Origin of the sequence: Blautia sp. MSJ-36 (assembly GCF_018917985.1) — a bacterium.
Lineage (GTDB): Bacteria > Bacillota > Clostridia > Lachnospirales > Lachnospiraceae > Blautia_A.
In genome coordinates, this window is record NZ_JAHLPQ010000007.1 from 109,362 (window position 1) to 125,115 (window position 15,754).

At 43.0% G+C, this 15,754-nt stretch carries 18 protein-coding genes; 16 read left to right on the top strand and 2 right to left on the bottom strand.

Features of this window, described 5'->3' with window-relative positions:
- Positions 1-98: 98 nt before the first annotated feature.
- From srtB to KQI39_RS07510, 10 genes are all read left to right on the top strand, one after another.
- Positions 99-917 (top strand): class B sortase, encoded by an 819-nt coding sequence (srtB, locus tag KQI39_RS07465; protein WP_216417566.1) that lies wholly within the window; start codon positions 99-101, stop codon positions 915-917.
- Positions 918-959: 42 nt separating this feature from the next.
- Positions 960-1,682, top strand: coding sequence for an NAD-dependent protein deacylase (locus KQI39_RS07470; protein ID WP_216417568.1), 723 nt, complete (start codon positions 960-962; stop codon positions 1,680-1,682).
- A gap of 103 nt (positions 1,683-1,785) precedes the next feature.
- Entirely contained in the window at positions 1,786-1,980 is a 195-nt protein-coding gene (locus KQI39_RS07475; RefSeq protein ID WP_021977096.1) for a DUF951 domain-containing protein, read from the top strand.
- Positions 1,981-2,095: 115 nt separating this feature from the next.
- Positions 2,096-2,383 carry a 30S ribosomal protein S6 gene (gene rpsF / locus KQI39_RS07480; RefSeq protein WP_021977097.1) on the top strand — a complete coding sequence of 96 codons (288 nt, stop codon included), beginning with the start codon at positions 2,096-2,098 and terminating at the stop codon, positions 2,381-2,383.
- Between the two features lie 80 nt (positions 2,384-2,463).
- Entirely contained in the window at positions 2,464-2,922 is a 459-nt protein-coding gene (locus KQI39_RS07485) for a single-stranded DNA-binding protein (RefSeq protein ID WP_216417570.1), read from the top strand.
- Between the two features lie 48 nt (positions 2,923-2,970).
- The gene (gene rpsR, locus KQI39_RS07490; protein ID WP_021651398.1) at positions 2,971-3,234 is read left to right on the top strand and encodes a 30S ribosomal protein S18; all 264 of its coding nucleotides are present in this window, start codon (positions 2,971-2,973) and stop codon (positions 3,232-3,234) included.
- A gap of 246 nt (positions 3,235-3,480) precedes the next feature.
- Positions 3,481-5,529, top strand: coding sequence for a DHH family phosphoesterase (locus KQI39_RS07495; protein WP_216417572.1), 2,049 nt, complete (start codon positions 3,481-3,483; stop codon positions 5,527-5,529).
- A gap of 2 nt (positions 5,530-5,531) precedes the next feature.
- The gene (rplI, locus tag KQI39_RS07500; protein WP_216417574.1) at positions 5,532-5,978 is read left to right on the top strand and encodes a 50S ribosomal protein L9; all 447 of its coding nucleotides are present in this window, start codon (positions 5,532-5,534) and stop codon (positions 5,976-5,978) included.
- 3 nt (positions 5,979-5,981) lie between these two features.
- Positions 5,982-7,310 (top strand): replicative DNA helicase, encoded by a 1,329-nt coding sequence (gene dnaB / locus KQI39_RS07505; protein ID WP_015527183.1) that lies wholly within the window; start codon positions 5,982-5,984, stop codon positions 7,308-7,310.
- 273 nt (positions 7,311-7,583) lie between these two features.
- Positions 7,584-8,162: a MerR family transcriptional regulator gene (locus KQI39_RS07510; protein WP_148444818.1), complete on the top strand. Its 579-nt coding sequence runs from the start codon at positions 7,584-7,586 to the stop codon at positions 8,160-8,162.
- Positions 8,163-8,208: 46 nt separating this feature from the next.
- Here the strand turns inward: KQI39_RS07510 and KQI39_RS07515 are convergent, their stop codons facing one another.
- Entirely contained in the window at positions 8,209-8,379 is a 171-nt protein-coding gene (locus KQI39_RS07515) for a DUF362 domain-containing protein (RefSeq protein WP_148444817.1), read from the bottom strand.
- A gap of 250 nt (positions 8,380-8,629) precedes the next feature.
- On the opposite strand from KQI39_RS07515, the gene KQI39_RS07520 reads away from it, so the two are divergent.
- Entirely contained in the window at positions 8,630-8,830 is a 201-nt protein-coding gene (locus tag KQI39_RS07520; RefSeq protein ID WP_015527179.1) for a DUF1858 domain-containing protein, read from the top strand.
- Positions 8,831-8,930: 100 nt separating this feature from the next.
- Here the strand turns inward: KQI39_RS07520 and KQI39_RS07525 are convergent, their stop codons facing one another.
- A complete protein-coding gene (locus tag KQI39_RS07525) occupies positions 8,931-9,692 on the bottom strand; it encodes an adaptor protein MecA (protein WP_174095835.1) in 762 nt (253 codons plus the stop codon).
- A gap of 368 nt (positions 9,693-10,060) precedes the next feature.
- Here KQI39_RS07525 and KQI39_RS07530 point away from each other — a divergent pair, with 368 nt between their 5' ends.
- The 5 genes from KQI39_RS07530 (at position 10,061) to KQI39_RS07550 (ending at position 15,738) form a co-directional block, all read left to right on the top strand.
- On the top strand, positions 10,061-10,330 hold the full coding sequence (locus KQI39_RS07530; RefSeq protein ID WP_180215135.1) for a hypothetical protein: 270 nt from the start codon (positions 10,061-10,063) through the stop codon (positions 10,328-10,330).
- A 191-nt stretch (positions 10,331-10,521) separates the two neighbouring features.
- Positions 10,522-12,171: a glycosyl hydrolase family 18 protein gene (locus KQI39_RS07535; RefSeq protein ID WP_216417576.1), complete on the top strand. Its 1,650-nt coding sequence runs from the start codon at positions 10,522-10,524 to the stop codon at positions 12,169-12,171.
- A gap of 83 nt (positions 12,172-12,254) precedes the next feature.
- Positions 12,255-12,974 carry an N-acetylmuramoyl-L-alanine amidase gene (locus KQI39_RS07540; protein WP_244092676.1) on the top strand — a complete coding sequence of 240 codons (720 nt, stop codon included), beginning with the start codon at positions 12,255-12,257 and terminating at the stop codon, positions 12,972-12,974.
- A 69-nt stretch (positions 12,975-13,043) separates the two neighbouring features.
- A complete protein-coding gene (locus KQI39_RS07545) occupies positions 13,044-15,038 on the top strand; it encodes a hypothetical protein (protein ID WP_216417577.1) in 1,995 nt (664 codons plus the stop codon).
- Positions 15,028-15,738: a glycosyltransferase family 2 protein gene (locus KQI39_RS07550; protein ID WP_216417579.1), complete on the top strand. Its 711-nt coding sequence runs from the start codon at positions 15,028-15,030 to the stop codon at positions 15,736-15,738. Before KQI39_RS07545 ends, KQI39_RS07550 begins: the two co-directional genes overlap by 11 nt.
- The last annotated feature ends 16 nt before the right edge of the window (positions 15,739-15,754 follow it).

Below are 15,754 nucleotides of genomic sequence, written 5' to 3' on the forward strand. Positions count from 1 at the left end.
AAAATTATGATAAAAACAAAACGGTTGCAAGAAAACAGAGGGGTATTTATAATAAATACAGAAACCAGGCAATCCTGACAGATCGAAGGAGAGTGATTATGAGCAGGAAAGACAAGGAAAAAAAGAAAAAAACAACAGGAGATTATATCCTCACTTTTGTACTGATTGCAGCGATCTGCGTATTCTGCTATGCAGCTTTTAATTTGTATCATATCTATACAGAATATAAAAAGGGTACAGATGAGTATAACAGTATTTCGGAAATGGCAGTAACAGAGCGTGATCCGGATAATACAGAAGATCTGGGACAGCCGGAGAATCAGCCGACAGCTCCCATAAGTATTGATTTTGCGTCACTTAAGAGTATTAATGATGATGTAATTGGCTGGATTTACATGGAAGCACTGCCGCAGATCAGTTATCCGGTGGTACAGGGCGAAGATAACAATACGTATCTGCATCAGACATATGAGAAAAATTATAATTTTGCAGGAACCATCTTTATTGATTATGAAAATAAAAGAGATTTCAGTGACTGCAATACGCTGGTGTATGGCCATAATATGAAAAATGGTTCCATGTTTGGAATGCTGAAGAAATACAGAGCTGATGAGACGCTTTACAATACCAGTAAATATTTCTGGATTCTCACTCCGGAGAAGAATTACCGATATGAGATTATTGCGGCATATACCACTTCTGTAAACAGTGAGACGTATACGTTGTTTAAAGGGCCTGGCAGCGAATTTCTGGAATATGAAAAAAAGATGCTTCAGAATTCCGAGATCCAAACAGATGCCAGTGCAGAAGATGCAGATGTGAAGGACAAAATTGTTACATTGTCCACCTGTACCGGAAACCAGGCAACCCGTTTTGTAGTACAGGGGAAACGGGTGAACGCAGTGGATCCGCAGTAGATTTTTTTCTGCACAACAAAAATAAACGGGAGGAAGAACGATATGGGAAATGAAATCGAAACATTACAGAAAATCATTGATGAGAGTGATAATATCGTGTTTTTTGGTGGAGCGGGAGTTTCCACAGAAAGCGGGATCCCGGATTTTCGAAGCCAGGACGGGCTGTATAACCAGAAATATGATTACCCGCCGGAGACGATCTTAAGCCATACGTTTTTTATGCACAGACCTGAAGAATTTTTTAAATTTTACAGAGATAAGATGCTTTGCGATACGGCAAAGCCCAATGCGGCACATCTGAAACTGGCAGAGCTGGAGCAGGCAGGAAAGCTGAAGGCTGTAATTACCCAGAATATTGACAATCTTCATCAGATGGCCGGGAGCAAAAAAGTCCTGGAGCTTCACGGCAGTGTTTACCGCAATCACTGTGTGAAATGCGGGAAATCCTATGATTTCAAGTATATGAAGGAGTCGGAGGGAGTTCCGAAGTGTACCTGTGGTGGGATCATCAAACCGGATGTGGTTCTCTATGAGGAAGGGTTGGATGACTACACGATCCAGGAGTCCGTAAGAGTGATTTCGGAGGCGGATGTGCTGATCATCGGAGGAACATCCCTGGCGGTGTATCCGGCAGCAGGACTGATCGATTATTTCAGGGGAAATCATCTGGTGGTGATCAACAAGGCACCGACACCGAGAGACAAATATGCGGATCTTCTTATTAAAGAACCGATTGGCAAGGTGTTCTCTCAGATCCGGGTCTGACAAATTTCATAGCAGTTATCCGGTGCAGAGCTGCGTAGCGAATGCGGATGTTTTTATCCGTTTGGATAAAATATCCGGAAAAAATAAAAACGAGGAGTACCAAATGGGATTAAATTATGAAGTAGGAGATATTGTCACACTGAAGAAGGCACACCCCTGTGGCAGCAAAGAATGGGAAATCCTCCGTGTAGGAGCGGATTTCCGTCTGAAATGCATGGGCTGCGGACATCAGATCATGGTGGCACGCAAGCTTGTGGAGAAAAATACACGAGATTTGAAAAAATTCGAAAAAAATTAAATTTATGCTTTACATCACGGGAAAGATATGCTAGAATCAACAATCGTGATATATTTCATATCCTTGCTCTTTGACAGGCAAAGGGCCAAAAGACCATAAGGAGGTTAAGACAAGCATGAACAAGTACGAGTTAGCATTAGTTGTGAGCGCTAAGCTTGAGGACGAAGCACGTGACGCTGTAGTTGAGAAAGCAAAAAGCTACATTACACGTTACAACGGCGTGATCACAGAAGTTGAAGAATGGGGTAAGAAGAAATTAGCTTACGAGATTCAGAAAATGCATGAAGGCTTCTACTATTTTATTCAGTTTGAAGCAGATTCTCAGTGCCCAGCGGAGATCGAGAGACATGTCCGCATCATGGACAATGTATTAAGATACCTGGTTGTCAAGAAAGAGGCATAATTTTTGCAGCGGATTTTCGAAAACACCATTAAGAACCTGTTCAGTTAAGTGAAATCTGAAATTATAAGAGAGGTAGAACGATGAACAAAGTAATATTAATGGGACGCTTGACAAGAGATCCTGAGGTAAGATATTCCGCAGGAGAAAATGCCCTGGCAATCGCCAGATATACACTGGCAGTTGACCGCAGATTCCGTCGTGACGGAGAGGCAAGTGCAGATTTTATCAACTGTGTTTCTTTCGGACGTACAGCAGAGTTTGCGGAAAAGTATTTCAGACAGGGACTGAAAATTGCAGTTACGGGACGTATCCAGACAGGAAGTTATACGAACCGCGAAGGACAGAAGGTTTATACGACAGATGTTGTTGTTGAGGATCAGGAGTTTGCTGAGAGCAAAGCATCAAGCGACAGCTATGCAGCATCTCATCCGAGAACAGAAGCAGCACCTGCACCGTCTATGCCGAGTCCGAGCGCAGCAAGCGCCGACGGCTTCATGAATATTCCGGATGGAATTGATGAGGAGCTGCCGTTCAACTAGAACATCTGATCAAGACAGATGAGACGAATAAGATAGGAGGAAACAATCATGGCTTACAATAGAGGCGAGAGACCAGATTCTCCGATGAAGAGAAGAGGCGGACGCAGAAGAAAAAAAGTTTGTGTATTCTGCGGTAAAGAGAATAACGAGATCGATTACAAGGATGTAGCAAAGTTAAGAAAGTATGTTTCCGAGAGAGGTAAAATTCTCCCGAGAAGAATTACAGGTAACTGCGCGAAACACCAGAGAGCACTGACAGTTGCTGTTAAGAGAGCACGTCATATGTCCCTGATGCCATACGTTCAGGACTAATTCCGATCATCCACAGGGTCGTTGTCAGACAGATGAGCAGTCATCTGAATGACAGCGGCCCTGTTTTTTGTTTTCGGTGATAATAAAAAATTATAAAAAAAGAAGCTGTTGCTGGCTGCAGGAGGAGTAATGATGGTGGATCGTCAGATATAACAGATTTTATCATAACTATGGAATTATAATAAGAAATCTGGTATAATAATAGATAACTTGTGGTTTTTATTACGTTGAGAACAGGAAAAAGCAATGAACAACAAAGTCAAATTTAAAGGGGCTATGAAACACTTCATGCGCTGGCCACTGTATCTTTCGGTTCTGGTGGTGCTGCTGGATCTGCTGGTGTTTATTGTAAGTGTGAAGGCCGGAATTCTGGTGTCTGTAGGTACTGTTATTTATATTTTTATCGCAGTACAGCTTTTCCGATATCACAAACCGCTGATCATCAATGACATGATCGCATTTGCCAATCAATATGATGTGGTGGAAAAGAGGATGCTGGAAGAACTGGCGCTTCCCTATGCCATTATGGACATGGAAGGCCGAATGATCTGGTCCAACCGTATTTTTTCGGAGATCACGGGCAGAGATCAGTTCTATAAAAAAAATATCAGCACAGTTTTTCCGGACATTACTCCGGACAAGCTCCCGGTGGCCGATGAGCTGGAAATTTCCGAGATGAGTACACATTTCGGGGACCGGATCTACCGGGTATCCATGCAGAGGGTGACTATGGGAGAAGTGGTGAGTCATGCAGATATTCTGGAGGATATGTCCCAGAATGTCAGTCTGATTGCCATGTATCTTTATGATGAGACAGAGCTTAAGGAATACATTCAGAAGAATGAAGACAATAAGCTTGTGGTGGCGCTGGCTTATCTGGATAATTATGAGGAAGCTCTTGAGAGCGTGGAGGATGTGCGGAGATCTCTTCTGATTGCATTGATCGATCGTAAGATCACGAAGTATTTTTCCAACTTTGACGGCCTTGTGAAAAAGCTTGAGAAAGATAAATATCTTCTGATCATGCGCCAGAGTTCGCTGGAAACTTTGAAGGAACAGAGATTCCATATTCTGGATGAGGTGAAGACTGTTAACATCGGAAATGAGATGGCAGTAACCTTAAGTATTGGAATAGGTCTGAATGCTTCCACTTATATTCAGAATTATGAGTATGCCAGAATTGCTATTGAGATGGCACTGGGACGTGGCGGCGATCAGGTAGTAATCAAAAATGGCAATAATATCACCTACATTGGCGGCAAGGCTCAGCAGATGGAGAAGTCCACCCGTGTGAAGGCCCGTGTGAAAGCTCAGGCACTGAAGGAATTTATGAGCACCAAGGACCGTGTGGTCGTTATGGGCCATAAGATCACCGATGTGGATGCGCTGGGAGCAGGAATTGGTATTTATCGTGCAGGTAAGACTCTTGGCAAGCCGGTGCATATTGTAATTAACGATCCGACAACATCCATCCGTCCACTGATGAGTGGCTTTATGGAGAATCCGGACTATGAGCCGTCCATGTTTGTGGACAGCAACCAGGCCAAGGAGTTGGTCGATAACAATACGGTAGTAATCGTGGTGGACACCAACAAACCAAGTTATACGGAGTGCCAGGATCTTCTCTATATGACAAAGACCATCGTGGTACTGGATCATCACCGCCGTGGCAGTGAGGTGATCCAGAACGCAGTTCTTTCCTATGTGGAGCCATATGCATCTTCAAGCTGCGAAATGATCGCGGAGATCCTGCAGTATTTTGCGGATGGGCTGAAGCTTCGCAGCATTGAGGCGGACTGTATTTATGCGGGTATCATGATAGATACCAACAACTTTACAACAAGGGCAGGTGTACGTACCTTTGAGGCAGCGGCATTCCTGCGAAGATGCGGGGCGGATGTGACACGTGTACGTAAGATGCTCCGTGACAATATTGATTCCTATAAGGCAAGAGCGGAGGCTGTCCGTACTGCTGAGATCTACCGGGATTATTTTGCCATTGCAAGATGCCCAAGTGAAGGTCTGGAAAGCCCTACTGTTGTAGGTGCACAGGCGGCCAATGAGCTTCTTAACATTGCCGGAGTCAAGGCATCTTTTGTTCTTACCAGCTATAATAACGAGGTTTACATCAGTGCCAGAGCCATTGACGAAGTCAATGTCCAGGTTATGATGGAACGAATGGGCGGCGGCGGACATCTGAATATTGCCGGCGCACAGGTGAAAGACACCATGGATGAGACCGAGAGAATGCTGAAAGAAATTATAGACCAGTTATATCAGGAAGGGGACAAATAGAAATGAAAGTAATTCTTCTGGAAGATGTAAAATCCCTGGGAAAAAAGGGACAGATCGTAAATGTAAGTGACGGATATGCAAGAAACATGATCCTGCCGAAAAAACTTGGTGTTGAGGCTACCTCCAAGAACCTCAATGATCTGAAACTCCGTAAGGCAAATGAGGAAAAGGTTGCACAGGAGAACCTGGACGCTGCCAGGGCATTTGCAGAGGAGCTTTCCACAAAAGAGATCATCCTGACCCTGAAAGTGGGCGAGGGTGGAAGAACATTTGGTTCTGTATCCTCCAAGGAAATCTCAGAGGCAGCCAAGAAACAGCTGAATCTGGATATTGATAAGAAAAAACTTCAGCTGGAGAATCCGATCCGTAATCTGGGGGTTACCAACGTTCCGGTACGTCTCCATCCAAAGGTAACCGGAAGTCTCAAGGTCTGGGTAAAAGAGGCGTAATCAATGGAAGAGGCACTGATCAAGAGGATTCTTCCTCACAGTATTGAGGCAGAGCAGTCAGTGATCGGTTCCATGATTCTGGACCGTGATGCGATTCTTGTGGCTTCTGAGATTCTGACCAGTGATGATTTCTATCAGAAACAGTATGGTATTATCTTTGATGCCATGGTAGAACTCTGTAATGAAGGACAGCCGGTAGATCTGATCACGTTGCAGAACCGTCTCAAGGAGAAAGAACTCCCGCCGGACATCAGCAGTATGGAATATGTCCGTGATCTGATTGCTGCAGTTCCTACCTCTGCCAATGTAAAATATTATGCCAATATTGTCAGTGAAAAGGCAGTTCTCCGCCGGCTGATCCGGACTACGGAAGAAGTCGCCAATGCCTGCTATCTGGAAAAAGACAGCACGGAGACCATTCTTGAGGAATCCGAAAAAAAGCTGTTCAACATCCTGCAGAGAACAAACGGCAGTGATTATGTACCGATCCAGCAGGTTGTATTAAATGCAGTCAGCAACATTGAGAAGGCTTCCAAGCTGAAAGGTTCGGTAACCGGAATTCCAACCGGATTTGTAGATCTGGATTATAAGACCTCCGGTATGCATGCGTCCGATCTTGTACTGATTGCGGCGCGACCTTCCATGGGAAAAACGGCATTTGTACTGAATATTGCTCAGTATATGGCGTTTCGTAAAGATGTGACTGTGGCGATCTTCAGTCTGGAGATGTCCAAGGAGCAGCTGGTGAACCGTCTTCTTGCCATGGAGTCTCATGTGGATTCCCAGAATCTTCGTACCGGAAATCTGAAAGATGAAGACTGGACGAAACTGGTGGAAGGCGCAGATATTATCGGTGGTTCCAATCTTATTATCGACGATACCCCTGGAATTTCCATAGCGGAGCTTCGGTCCAAATGCAGGAAATATAAGCTGGAGCACAATCTTGGAATCATTATGATCGATTACCTGCAGCTGATGAGCGGAAGCGGAAAATCCGACTCCAGGCAGCAGGAGATCTCCGATATTTCAAGATCTTTGAAAGCACTGGCAAGAGAGATCGATGTGCCGGTGATTGCGTTATCCCAGCTGAGCCGAGCAGTAGAACAGAGACCGGATCACAGGCCAATGCTCTCCGACCTTCGAGAGTCCGGAGCTATTGAGCAGGATGCGGATGTGGTCATGTTCATCTACCGAGACGATTATTACCACAAAGATACCGAGAAGAAAGATATTGCGGAGATCATCATAGCCAAGCAAAGAAACGGCCCCATCGGAACCGTAGAACTGGTATGGCTGCCAAGATACACCCAGTTTGTAAACATGAAAAAGTAGAGCCGCGCAGACGGAAAAATGAAATGCTGTCAGGATGAACACTTGTATTTAGCCTGACAGCATTTTGTTTTTCCGGCTATAGGGCGAAGCCCCACATCGAGCGGCCTTCGGACGCGAGATGTGCAGCACGGCGGAGTTCCGTATGTCAAGCAATCTCTGCTGATAAGTCACATCCGGTAAAATTATGTCAACCGATTCTTCTTGCCATTTCCAGACCCCATGGGTTATACTGTAGACAGCAACAGTGAATCTCTACACAAGGGGGCGTTCACGATGGAGAAAAGATACACGGTGAGACAGGCTGTAACAATGACAGGCGTGAAATCTTATGTTCTGCGGTACTGGGAGGAAGAACTGGATCTTCGGATCGGGCGCAATGAACTGGGACACCGCTATTATACACCGTTTGATATCCAGCTTTTTCTTAAAATAAACGAGTTGAAAAATAGAGGCCTTCAGCTGAAAGCAATCCGCACACTGATTCCTCAGGAAGCGAGAAATACGCATACATCAGATCTTGCGGAAGCCGGTACCGAAATTCTGGACGGAGAAGCAGTTGAGATTGAAGATATTCCGATAAGAGCTCCGGAAGAGGCCGAAGAAATGTTTGAGGAGAAACAGGAGACGGAAACGGCAAAAGTAAAAGAGAACGGCGAGGATAATAAAAAGATCCTGGAATTTCAGGAAATTCTGGAACGTCTGATCCATGAGGAAATGCAGAGGAAAAAAGAAGGAGAATACCGGTGTCGTTCACTGGATGAGGCTATCCGAAAGAAGCAGCAGGCAAGAAGAGAAGCGGCAGCTTCCTGTGAGGGAAAAAAGAATAAAAGAAACAGAAAAGGCTGCCGGTAAACCGGCAGCCTCATTCATTACGGTAGCTTGTTAAGCTAATGGTGCATTACTCAGCAGAGATAGCACCAACTGGACAGGCCTCAGCGCATGTTCCACAGTCAACGCAAGCGTCTGCATCGATCATGTAATGCTCATCTCCCTGAGAAATAGCCTCGTTCGGGCACTCACCCTCGCATGTTCCACAGCTAACGCACTCGTCAGAAATTACATATGCCATAATTGATATCCTCCTTTAAAATGGTGTATTGTATGTATCCCCTACCAGGGATTCTATTCCCATTCTAATATATCTGTTTAAAGAATACAAGTACAAATTTATATACAAAATAAAAATAAGGAAACCAAGGTAATACGATAAGGAAAGGGATGAGGAAAGCGTTGATTCCGGCCAGGTTTCGTATTATAATAACAGAACGGAATGGAAACATCAGAAACATTTCGATAAATCAGTAAAGGAGAATACAATCATGGCAAAGGTTACAAAGAGCATGCTGATCGGAGAACTTCTCACAGTAGATCCGAATATTGCACCAATCCTGATGAGAGCAGGAATGCATTGCCTTGGATGCCCGTCTTCTCAGATGGAGTCTCTGGAAGAGGCAGCTATGGTTCATGGACTGGACGCTGACGTTCTCGTAGCACAGATCAATGATTTTCTTGGTGAGTAAGCAGCATCTGCTGTTTTACTGAAAAAAAAGACCGCTGTTGGAAATATGGATCAATCTAAGCAAGGATGATCGTATTTCTGACAGCGGTTTATTTTTTTATTTAAAGTTCGAGAAGTTTCTGAAGTGCATTCTCCGCAATCAGGGTGCCATGTTCCCGAAGGTAGGCTTCCCCGGCAGGAGTAAATGCACGGCCAACTCCATACTCAGAAAGAATGTTGCATACTTTGTTGAATTCTTCCGGTGTGCAGTCAGACTGGTGAAGAACCAGCTGATATCCTCCGTCTTCCCCTTCACGGTAAAGAGTATTGTTTCCGGTAAAGAAACCGTTCATTCCATGAGAAGCGGCGATGACATCGTCAAGTCCTGGGAAGGAATACAGACGGATCAGCCGTATAGAATTCTCGGAAGTCTGTGAAGCGTCCGGGTTTTCCGGATTCTGTGCTGCTGGTTCAGATTTCTTTTCTTCCGGTTTCTGTGGGAGATTTTTGAGTTTGGATTCGCAGAGCTTCTGGAAAATATCAATGATATTATCGGCTCCATCGATCTCAACAGTATCTGCTGGTTTATTTCCTTTAAAAGGAGCAAATTTGGAAAAACGGGTATCCAGTTCTTCCGGATCTTCCACCTTGGTGATGATGAGGATGACGCTTTCTGCGCTTACGGGGATCGCTTCGATCATCAGCGGAATGTTATCAGCTTCAAAACCAAACTGTATCTGAGCCTGCTGCATCATGTCACGGAAGAGCCGTTTGGCTTTCTCGGTACCGTAAGCAAGTTCACTGATACGGATCTGATGGCTGTCCAGATCTTCCTTCGTCAGTGTGCAGCGGATCTGATTGTCGTTGATCTTTTCTATTTTCATATAATCACATCCTATGGTCAATAAATTTAATCTTTTACATACTGTATTATATAACAGCTATACACAAGATGTAAAGATGCATATCAATGGGAAAAAAGAAAATTCCGGGATAAAAATAAAAAAAATTTTATAATTGAACAAAAGGCTTGCATCTGAAAAGAAAAAAGGTATAATAAAAACAGAAAAGCTGCAAGATCTGTAAAAGCAGTAAGAGAACAAAGATAACTTAAAGTCATACTTTTTCTGAAGATAAATTTCTGTGTAAAACTCATCGGCGATTCTGCCATAACACAGAATAAGAAATTTCCCCCTTTTAATTTTTTATATATTACAACGGGATCTGTGCAGCTTTTCATGAACCATTGCTGGTGTTTTCTGAAAATCAAACCAGGAAAGGAGGTCGGGATACGGAAAATATATCACGGGTAAAAAAGAATCCTGCAAAGGCACTCCGTAAAGAACTTGAGATTTACCGGGAAAAAGGTGTTTCTCTTTATCTGAACGGAGAACCAAGCACTCCGAAAAAAATTGCAAAAGCCTGTCAGATTGCGGAAGATGGAGTCTATATGCGGGATTATACAGAAGATGAAGAAGGGCATATCGCCTGTGTAAGCTTTGATTTTATCCGAAAATGTTAAGGATCGATACGAAAGAGAAAGCGGTTCCCCGGAAAGAAAAAGTTCCCCTGAACTCATACATACCATGTGGGGAACCGAAATTATAAATAAAGTGTAAAAAAATATTAAATGTCGATTTTTGTAACGAAATCCAGAGGAAATATGTTATAATAAAAAAAATTGTGACATTCTATACCGAAAGGAAAAAAATAATGATAAAAAAACATATGCCGGTTTTTGTGGTATGTCTGTTGATTGTTCTGGTTTCTCTTATCGGAGGGGCTGTATACGGAATTAACAAGTTGATACCAACCAGCAAACAGATGGATCTGACGGAATATTATGGTCAGAATGCAGATGGAGAAGCTGCATTGATACTTGGAACACAGAAACTGGAGCAGAAAGCTTTGTTTTCGGGAAACGATGTATATCTTCCACTGGATGTAGTAAGCGGATATCTGAATCAGAGATATTACTGGGACAGCGAAAATAAGAAGATTCTGTATGCAACGCCAACCAGTCTTACAGAGGAAGCGGCATCAGAGCAGGCAGACGGAAATGTATGGCTGAAAGATGACACGGTTTATCTGAAACTGGATTATGTAAAAAAGTATACAGATATTGATTCCTATATATATGAAGATCCTGCAAGGGTAGCGATACAGTATAAATTCAGCAATATACAGACAGTAACTGTAAAGAAAGATACAGCAATCCGGTATCGCGGCGGGATTAAGTCAGAAATTCTTACAAAAATCCCTAAAGATACGGTCCTTAGGCTTCTGGATGAAGGAGAGGACTGGGATCAGGTAGCGACTGATGACGGTTATATCGGCTATATTCAGAAAAAAAAGGTAAGCAGTGCGGATACCACAAATTATGAGAGAGATTTTAAGGCGGAAGCATATTCTTATCTTACCATGGATGAACCGGTAAATATGGTATGGCATCAGGTTACCAGTACAGACGCCAACAGCTATTTTGCAGATGCCGTGCAGAATATGACGGGAGTGAATGTGATTTCACCGACCTGGTTTTCTGTCTCTGATAATGACGGAAATGTATCAAGCCTTGCGTCCGGAGAATACGTTATGCAGGCGCATGAAAAAGGCCTGAAAGTCTGGGGATTGGTAGATAACTTCAGTGAAAATATGAGTACAACGACGGTACTTTCCAAAACCAGTTCCAGACAGAATCTGGAGAATCATTTGGTCACATATGCACTGAAATCCGGCCTGGATGGAATTAATATTGATTTTGAGTCCTTAAGTGAAGATGTGGGAATTCATTTCCTTCAGTTTCTGAGAGAACTTTCCATTCAGTGTCATGAGAACAATCTGGTACTTTCTGTGGACAATCCGGTACCTGAGGATTTCACAAGCCATTATGATAGAACCGAACAGGGTAAAGTTGTGGACTATGTGATTATTATGGGATATGACGAACACTATGTTGGTTCGGATGCCGGTTCCGTGGCATCACTTCCATGGGTGGAGCAGGGAGTTAAAGATACCCTTGCAGAAGTTCCGGCCAAGAGAACCATCCTTGCTATTCCATTCTATACAAGGCTCTGGAAAACGACAGATGGTGGTGCTCTTACCAGTGAGGCGATCGGAATGGATCAGGCACAGCAGGTAATCAGTGAGAATGGAGCAGAGACTTACTGGGACAAGACTACAAGTCAGAATTATGGAACCTACGAAGGTGATGGGGCTACATACCAGATCTGGCTGGAAGATGCACAGTCTGTTGCAGAAAAAGTAAAACTGATCAGCAAATATGAACTTGCTGGTGTGGCAGAATGGAAACTCGGATTTGAAAACAGTGGAATCTGGAGTGTAATAACAGAAAACCTGTCATAAACAGAAAAAAATATTATACGACACAATGATAAAAACATCCCCGGCAACATATATTAAAATAAATATGCCGGGGGTGCTTTGCGTTGAAAAAGCATTATGTAGAGCTTGGTATGGCAGTGCTCATGCTGGTCTGTTTTTATATTTTGTCCAGGGAGGCAGCAGAAACAGCAGGAAAACTTGCGGATGTATCCGGAAATATAAAAAACAGCCAGGTGATTCTGATTGATGCCGGGCACGGAGGTGTGGACTCCGGGATGGTTGGTGTCAATGATCTGAAAGAAAAGGGCATTAATCTGGAAATCTCCATGAAATTAAAAGCGATTCTGGAGAAAAAAGGATTTGCAGTAGTGATGACAAGAGAAGAAGACAGGGGCCTTTATGAAGAGAATACAAAGAATATGAAGGCACAGGATCTGCAAAATCGCATTGCAATGATTCAGAAATATTCTCCGGTACTTTCGGTAAGCATTCATCAGAACAGTTACAGCGATCCACAGGTAAAAGGTCCGCAGGTATTTTATTATGAAGATTCAAAAAAGGGGAAGGAACTTGCACTTTCCATTCAGGAGCAGATGAATGATCAGCTTTCTGTTGCACGGCCAAGAGCTGCCAAGGGAAACCGGACGTATTATCTGCTTAAAAGAAGCAGCGGGGTAATTAATATTGTAGAATGTGGTTTCCTTACCAATCCGGATGAAGCGGCACTTCTGCAAAGTGAAGAATATCAGGAAAAAGTTGCAAATGCAGTTGCAGATGGAATTGGTACATATTTAGAGGAGCAGGAGGTGCCTGAAAAAAATTGAAAAAAATGTGAATAGTCTTTTCATAAGAAGGCGATTCTGATATACTTTACGTGAATTGAGGAGAATCCTATGTTTGGAATTATCTATCTTATATTATGTATATTAACAGGAATGGAAATGGTGGGATGTCTGTTTCCGCACCAGACAACTGAAAAAGGAAATCGGATATGGGTGATCCTTCCGGCTGCTTTTGGAACAGGTACGCTGATGCTGACATGGGCAGTGTATATTGTTTCCTGGATATTCAGTGTATGTGTGGGAACAGAACATCCTCTTTTTTATGGGAATTTATTGGTGATGCCGGCAACGGCACTGATTTTTCTGATGAATTTTTACCGGAAACGTAAGAAAGGAAAAACAGTATTTTCAGCAGGAAATATGGTTACCAGAAGATGGATCCTGAAAAAAGAAATATGTCTGTTTGTGATACTGGCGTTTTTTGTAACCTGGATTATGTTTTATGTCTTTCATATGAAAGACGGAGTGCTGTATTCCGGTTTTTCTGTATATGGTGATTATGCACCTCATACTGCAATGATGCGCTCTTTTTCAAGAGGAAATAATTTTCCTACACAGTATCCTCATTACGGAGGACAGGATGTGAAGTACCATTTTATGTTTCAGTTTCTGGTAGGAAATCTGGAATATCTGGGACTTCGGCTGGATCTGGGATACAATCTGGTAAGTATTCTGTCGCTGGTAGGATTTCTTATGGTGCTTTATGCAATCAGTTACCGGATGTTTTTCAGTTTCTGGGCAGGTGCATTTTCTCTGCTGTTCTTTTTTTTTCGGAGCGGAACTGCGTTCTGGAGATATTTGTGGGAGAATATCAGAACTGGAAATCTTATACAGGCGCTGACAGAAAATACGGTATTTATTGGATATACAACCAATGAAAACTGGGGACTCTGGAATTTTAATGTATATCTGAATCAGAGGCATCTTGCTTTTGGTCTTCTGATAGTGGCTGTGGCCATATGGATTTTTATGGACTGGGTAGAAGCAGGAAGTGGCCGTAAAGAGAAAGGAATTCTGTGGATTCGAAATTGCTTTTTTACCAGAGAAGCATGGATTTGCAGAAATGTGGATACAGCAATTCTGATGGGCTTGTTTTTGGGGCTTACTGCTTTCTGGAATGGGGCCGCACTTATTGGAGGACTTTTGATTCTGGCCGGTTTTGCGGTATTTTCCGATGGAAAGCTGGATTATGCTATCTGTGCGGCGCTGGCTGTTTTTTTCTCGGAACTCCAGTCAAAGATTTTTGTATCCGGAAGTGTTATGAGCCCTTCTCTTTACTGGGGATTTCTGGCAGATCATGCCACGGTAACCGGTGTACTTTGGTATCTGGCTCAGATCAGTGGATTTTTCTTTATTGGATTGGTTGTTGTTGCTGTCTTTCTGAAGAGAAGTGAAAGGGTAATTCTTGGAGGTTTTCTTCTTCCGATGCTGTTTGCTTTTCTGATATCACTGACTCCGGATATCAATGTGAACCATAAATATGTGATGATATCTTATGCGTTTGTTACGGTGTTCTGGGGATGGGTAGTAAGGAATATTTTTCTGTCAGGGAAAACGAAATGGAAGAAGTGGAGCTGTAAAGTGGCCTGTGTAATCTTATGTATCTGCCTGATAGGAACGGGTGTTTATGATTTTGTGGTAATTTTGCTGGATAATGATTCCGCACATCGCATGACCGTAGATATGGAAAGCAGCCTTACAGACTGGCTTTCTTCAAACCTCAAGAAAAACGATCTTCTTCTGACACCGGAATATACCATGAATGAAGTTACCATGTCAGGTGTGATGCTTTACTGTGGATGGCCTTATTATGCCTGGTCAGCAGGATACGATACAAATTACAGAGCCGGGCAGGCGGTAATGATTTACACAACAGACGATCCGCAGGTTTTGAAAACAACAGTGAAAAAGGAAAAAATCACGTACATTCTGTTTGAGGAAGATATGGAATTTGAGCAGCAGGAATGTCGTGAAGATATTATAAAGAAGACGTATCCGTTGGTTTATACGTCGGAGGATGGGAGAATAAGAGTTTATGAAACATGACAGTTTGTACATTATTATGCCTGCATATAATGAAGAAAAAAATATCGGAGCTGTGATTGAACAGTGGTATCCGGTTGTGGAAAAAATTGGAGGAGACAGCCGTCTGGTAGTTCTCAACGATGGAAGTAAGGACGGAACATATGAGAAGATCCGGAAATATCAGGAGAAATATGACCGTCTTATCGGAATTGACAAGCCCAATGAAGGTCATGGAGGAACCATTCTTAAAGGATATCATTATGCGGTTGACGCCGGAGCAGATTATGTTTTTCAGACAGATACTGACGGACAGACGCTTCCGGAGGAATTCTGGCAGTTCTGGGAAAAACGAAAAGAATGTGGTCTTCTTATCGGATACCGGAAAAAACGAGAAGATGGAATTTCAAGGCTTTTTGTGACAAGAGTTCTCCGCCTTGTGCTGTTTCTCATATTTAAAACTTGGGTAAAAGACGCGAATACTCCTTACCGGCTGATGAACGGAAAGCAGCTTAAAAAAGTACTGAAACGGATTCCGGACGGATTTTTCCTGTCCAATGTACTGATGACAGTGATCTATGAGAAACATCATCTGCATGTGGAATATATTCCTATCACCTTCCGTCCACGTCAGGCTGGAAAAAATTCTATTAATATGAAGCGAATTATAACAATAGGCAAACAGGCATTTCATGATTTCATGCGCCTGCGTCACAGAATCTGATACAGGAGGAACAGAA

Bases quoted from the DNA above. Each gene is read 5' to 3' on its own strand.
- KQI39_RS07485 (WP_216417570.1), top strand. From the start codon at position 2,464: ATGAACAAAGTAATATTAATGGGACGCTTGACAAGAGATCCTGAGGTA.
- rpsF (WP_021977097.1), top strand. From the start codon at position 2,096: ATGAACAAGTACGAGTTAGCATTAGTTGTGAGCGCTAAGCTTGAGGAC.
- KQI39_RS07470 (WP_216417568.1), top strand. From the start codon at position 960: ATGGGAAATGAAATCGAAACATTACAGAAAATCATTGATGAGAGTGAT.
- KQI39_RS07545 (WP_216417577.1), top strand. From the start codon at position 13,044: ATGTTTGGAATTATCTATCTTATATTATGTATATTAACAGGAATGGAA.
- KQI39_RS07535 (WP_216417576.1), top strand. From the start codon at position 10,522: ATGATAAAAAAACATATGCCGGTTTTTGTGGTATGTCTGTTGATTGTT.
- KQI39_RS07550 (WP_216417579.1), top strand. From the start codon at position 15,028: ATGAAACATGACAGTTTGTACATTATTATGCCTGCATATAATGAAGAA.
- srtB (WP_216417566.1), top strand. From the start codon at position 99: ATGAGCAGGAAAGACAAGGAAAAAAAGAAAAAAACAACAGGAGATTAT.
- KQI39_RS07515 (WP_148444817.1), bottom strand. From the start codon at position 8,379: ATGGCATATGTAATTTCTGACGAGTGCGTTAGCTGTGGAACATGCGAG.
- KQI39_RS07495 (WP_216417572.1), top strand. From the start codon at position 3,481: ATGAACAACAAAGTCAAATTTAAAGGGGCTATGAAACACTTCATGCGC.
- rpsR (WP_021651398.1), top strand. From the start codon at position 2,971: ATGGCTTACAATAGAGGCGAGAGACCAGATTCTCCGATGAAGAGAAGA.
- dnaB (WP_015527183.1), top strand. From the start codon at position 5,982: ATGGAAGAGGCACTGATCAAGAGGATTCTTCCTCACAGTATTGAGGCA.
- KQI39_RS07525 (WP_174095835.1), bottom strand. From the start codon at position 9,692: ATGAAAATAGAAAAGATCAACGACAATCAGATCCGCTGCACACTGACG.
- rplI (WP_216417574.1), top strand. From the start codon at position 5,532: ATGAAAGTAATTCTTCTGGAAGATGTAAAATCCCTGGGAAAAAAGGGA.
- KQI39_RS07475 (WP_021977096.1), top strand. From the start codon at position 1,786: ATGGGATTAAATTATGAAGTAGGAGATATTGTCACACTGAAGAAGGCA.
- KQI39_RS07520 (WP_015527179.1), top strand. From the start codon at position 8,630: ATGGCAAAGGTTACAAAGAGCATGCTGATCGGAGAACTTCTCACAGTA.
- KQI39_RS07510 (WP_148444818.1), top strand. From the start codon at position 7,584: ATGGAGAAAAGATACACGGTGAGACAGGCTGTAACAATGACAGGCGTG.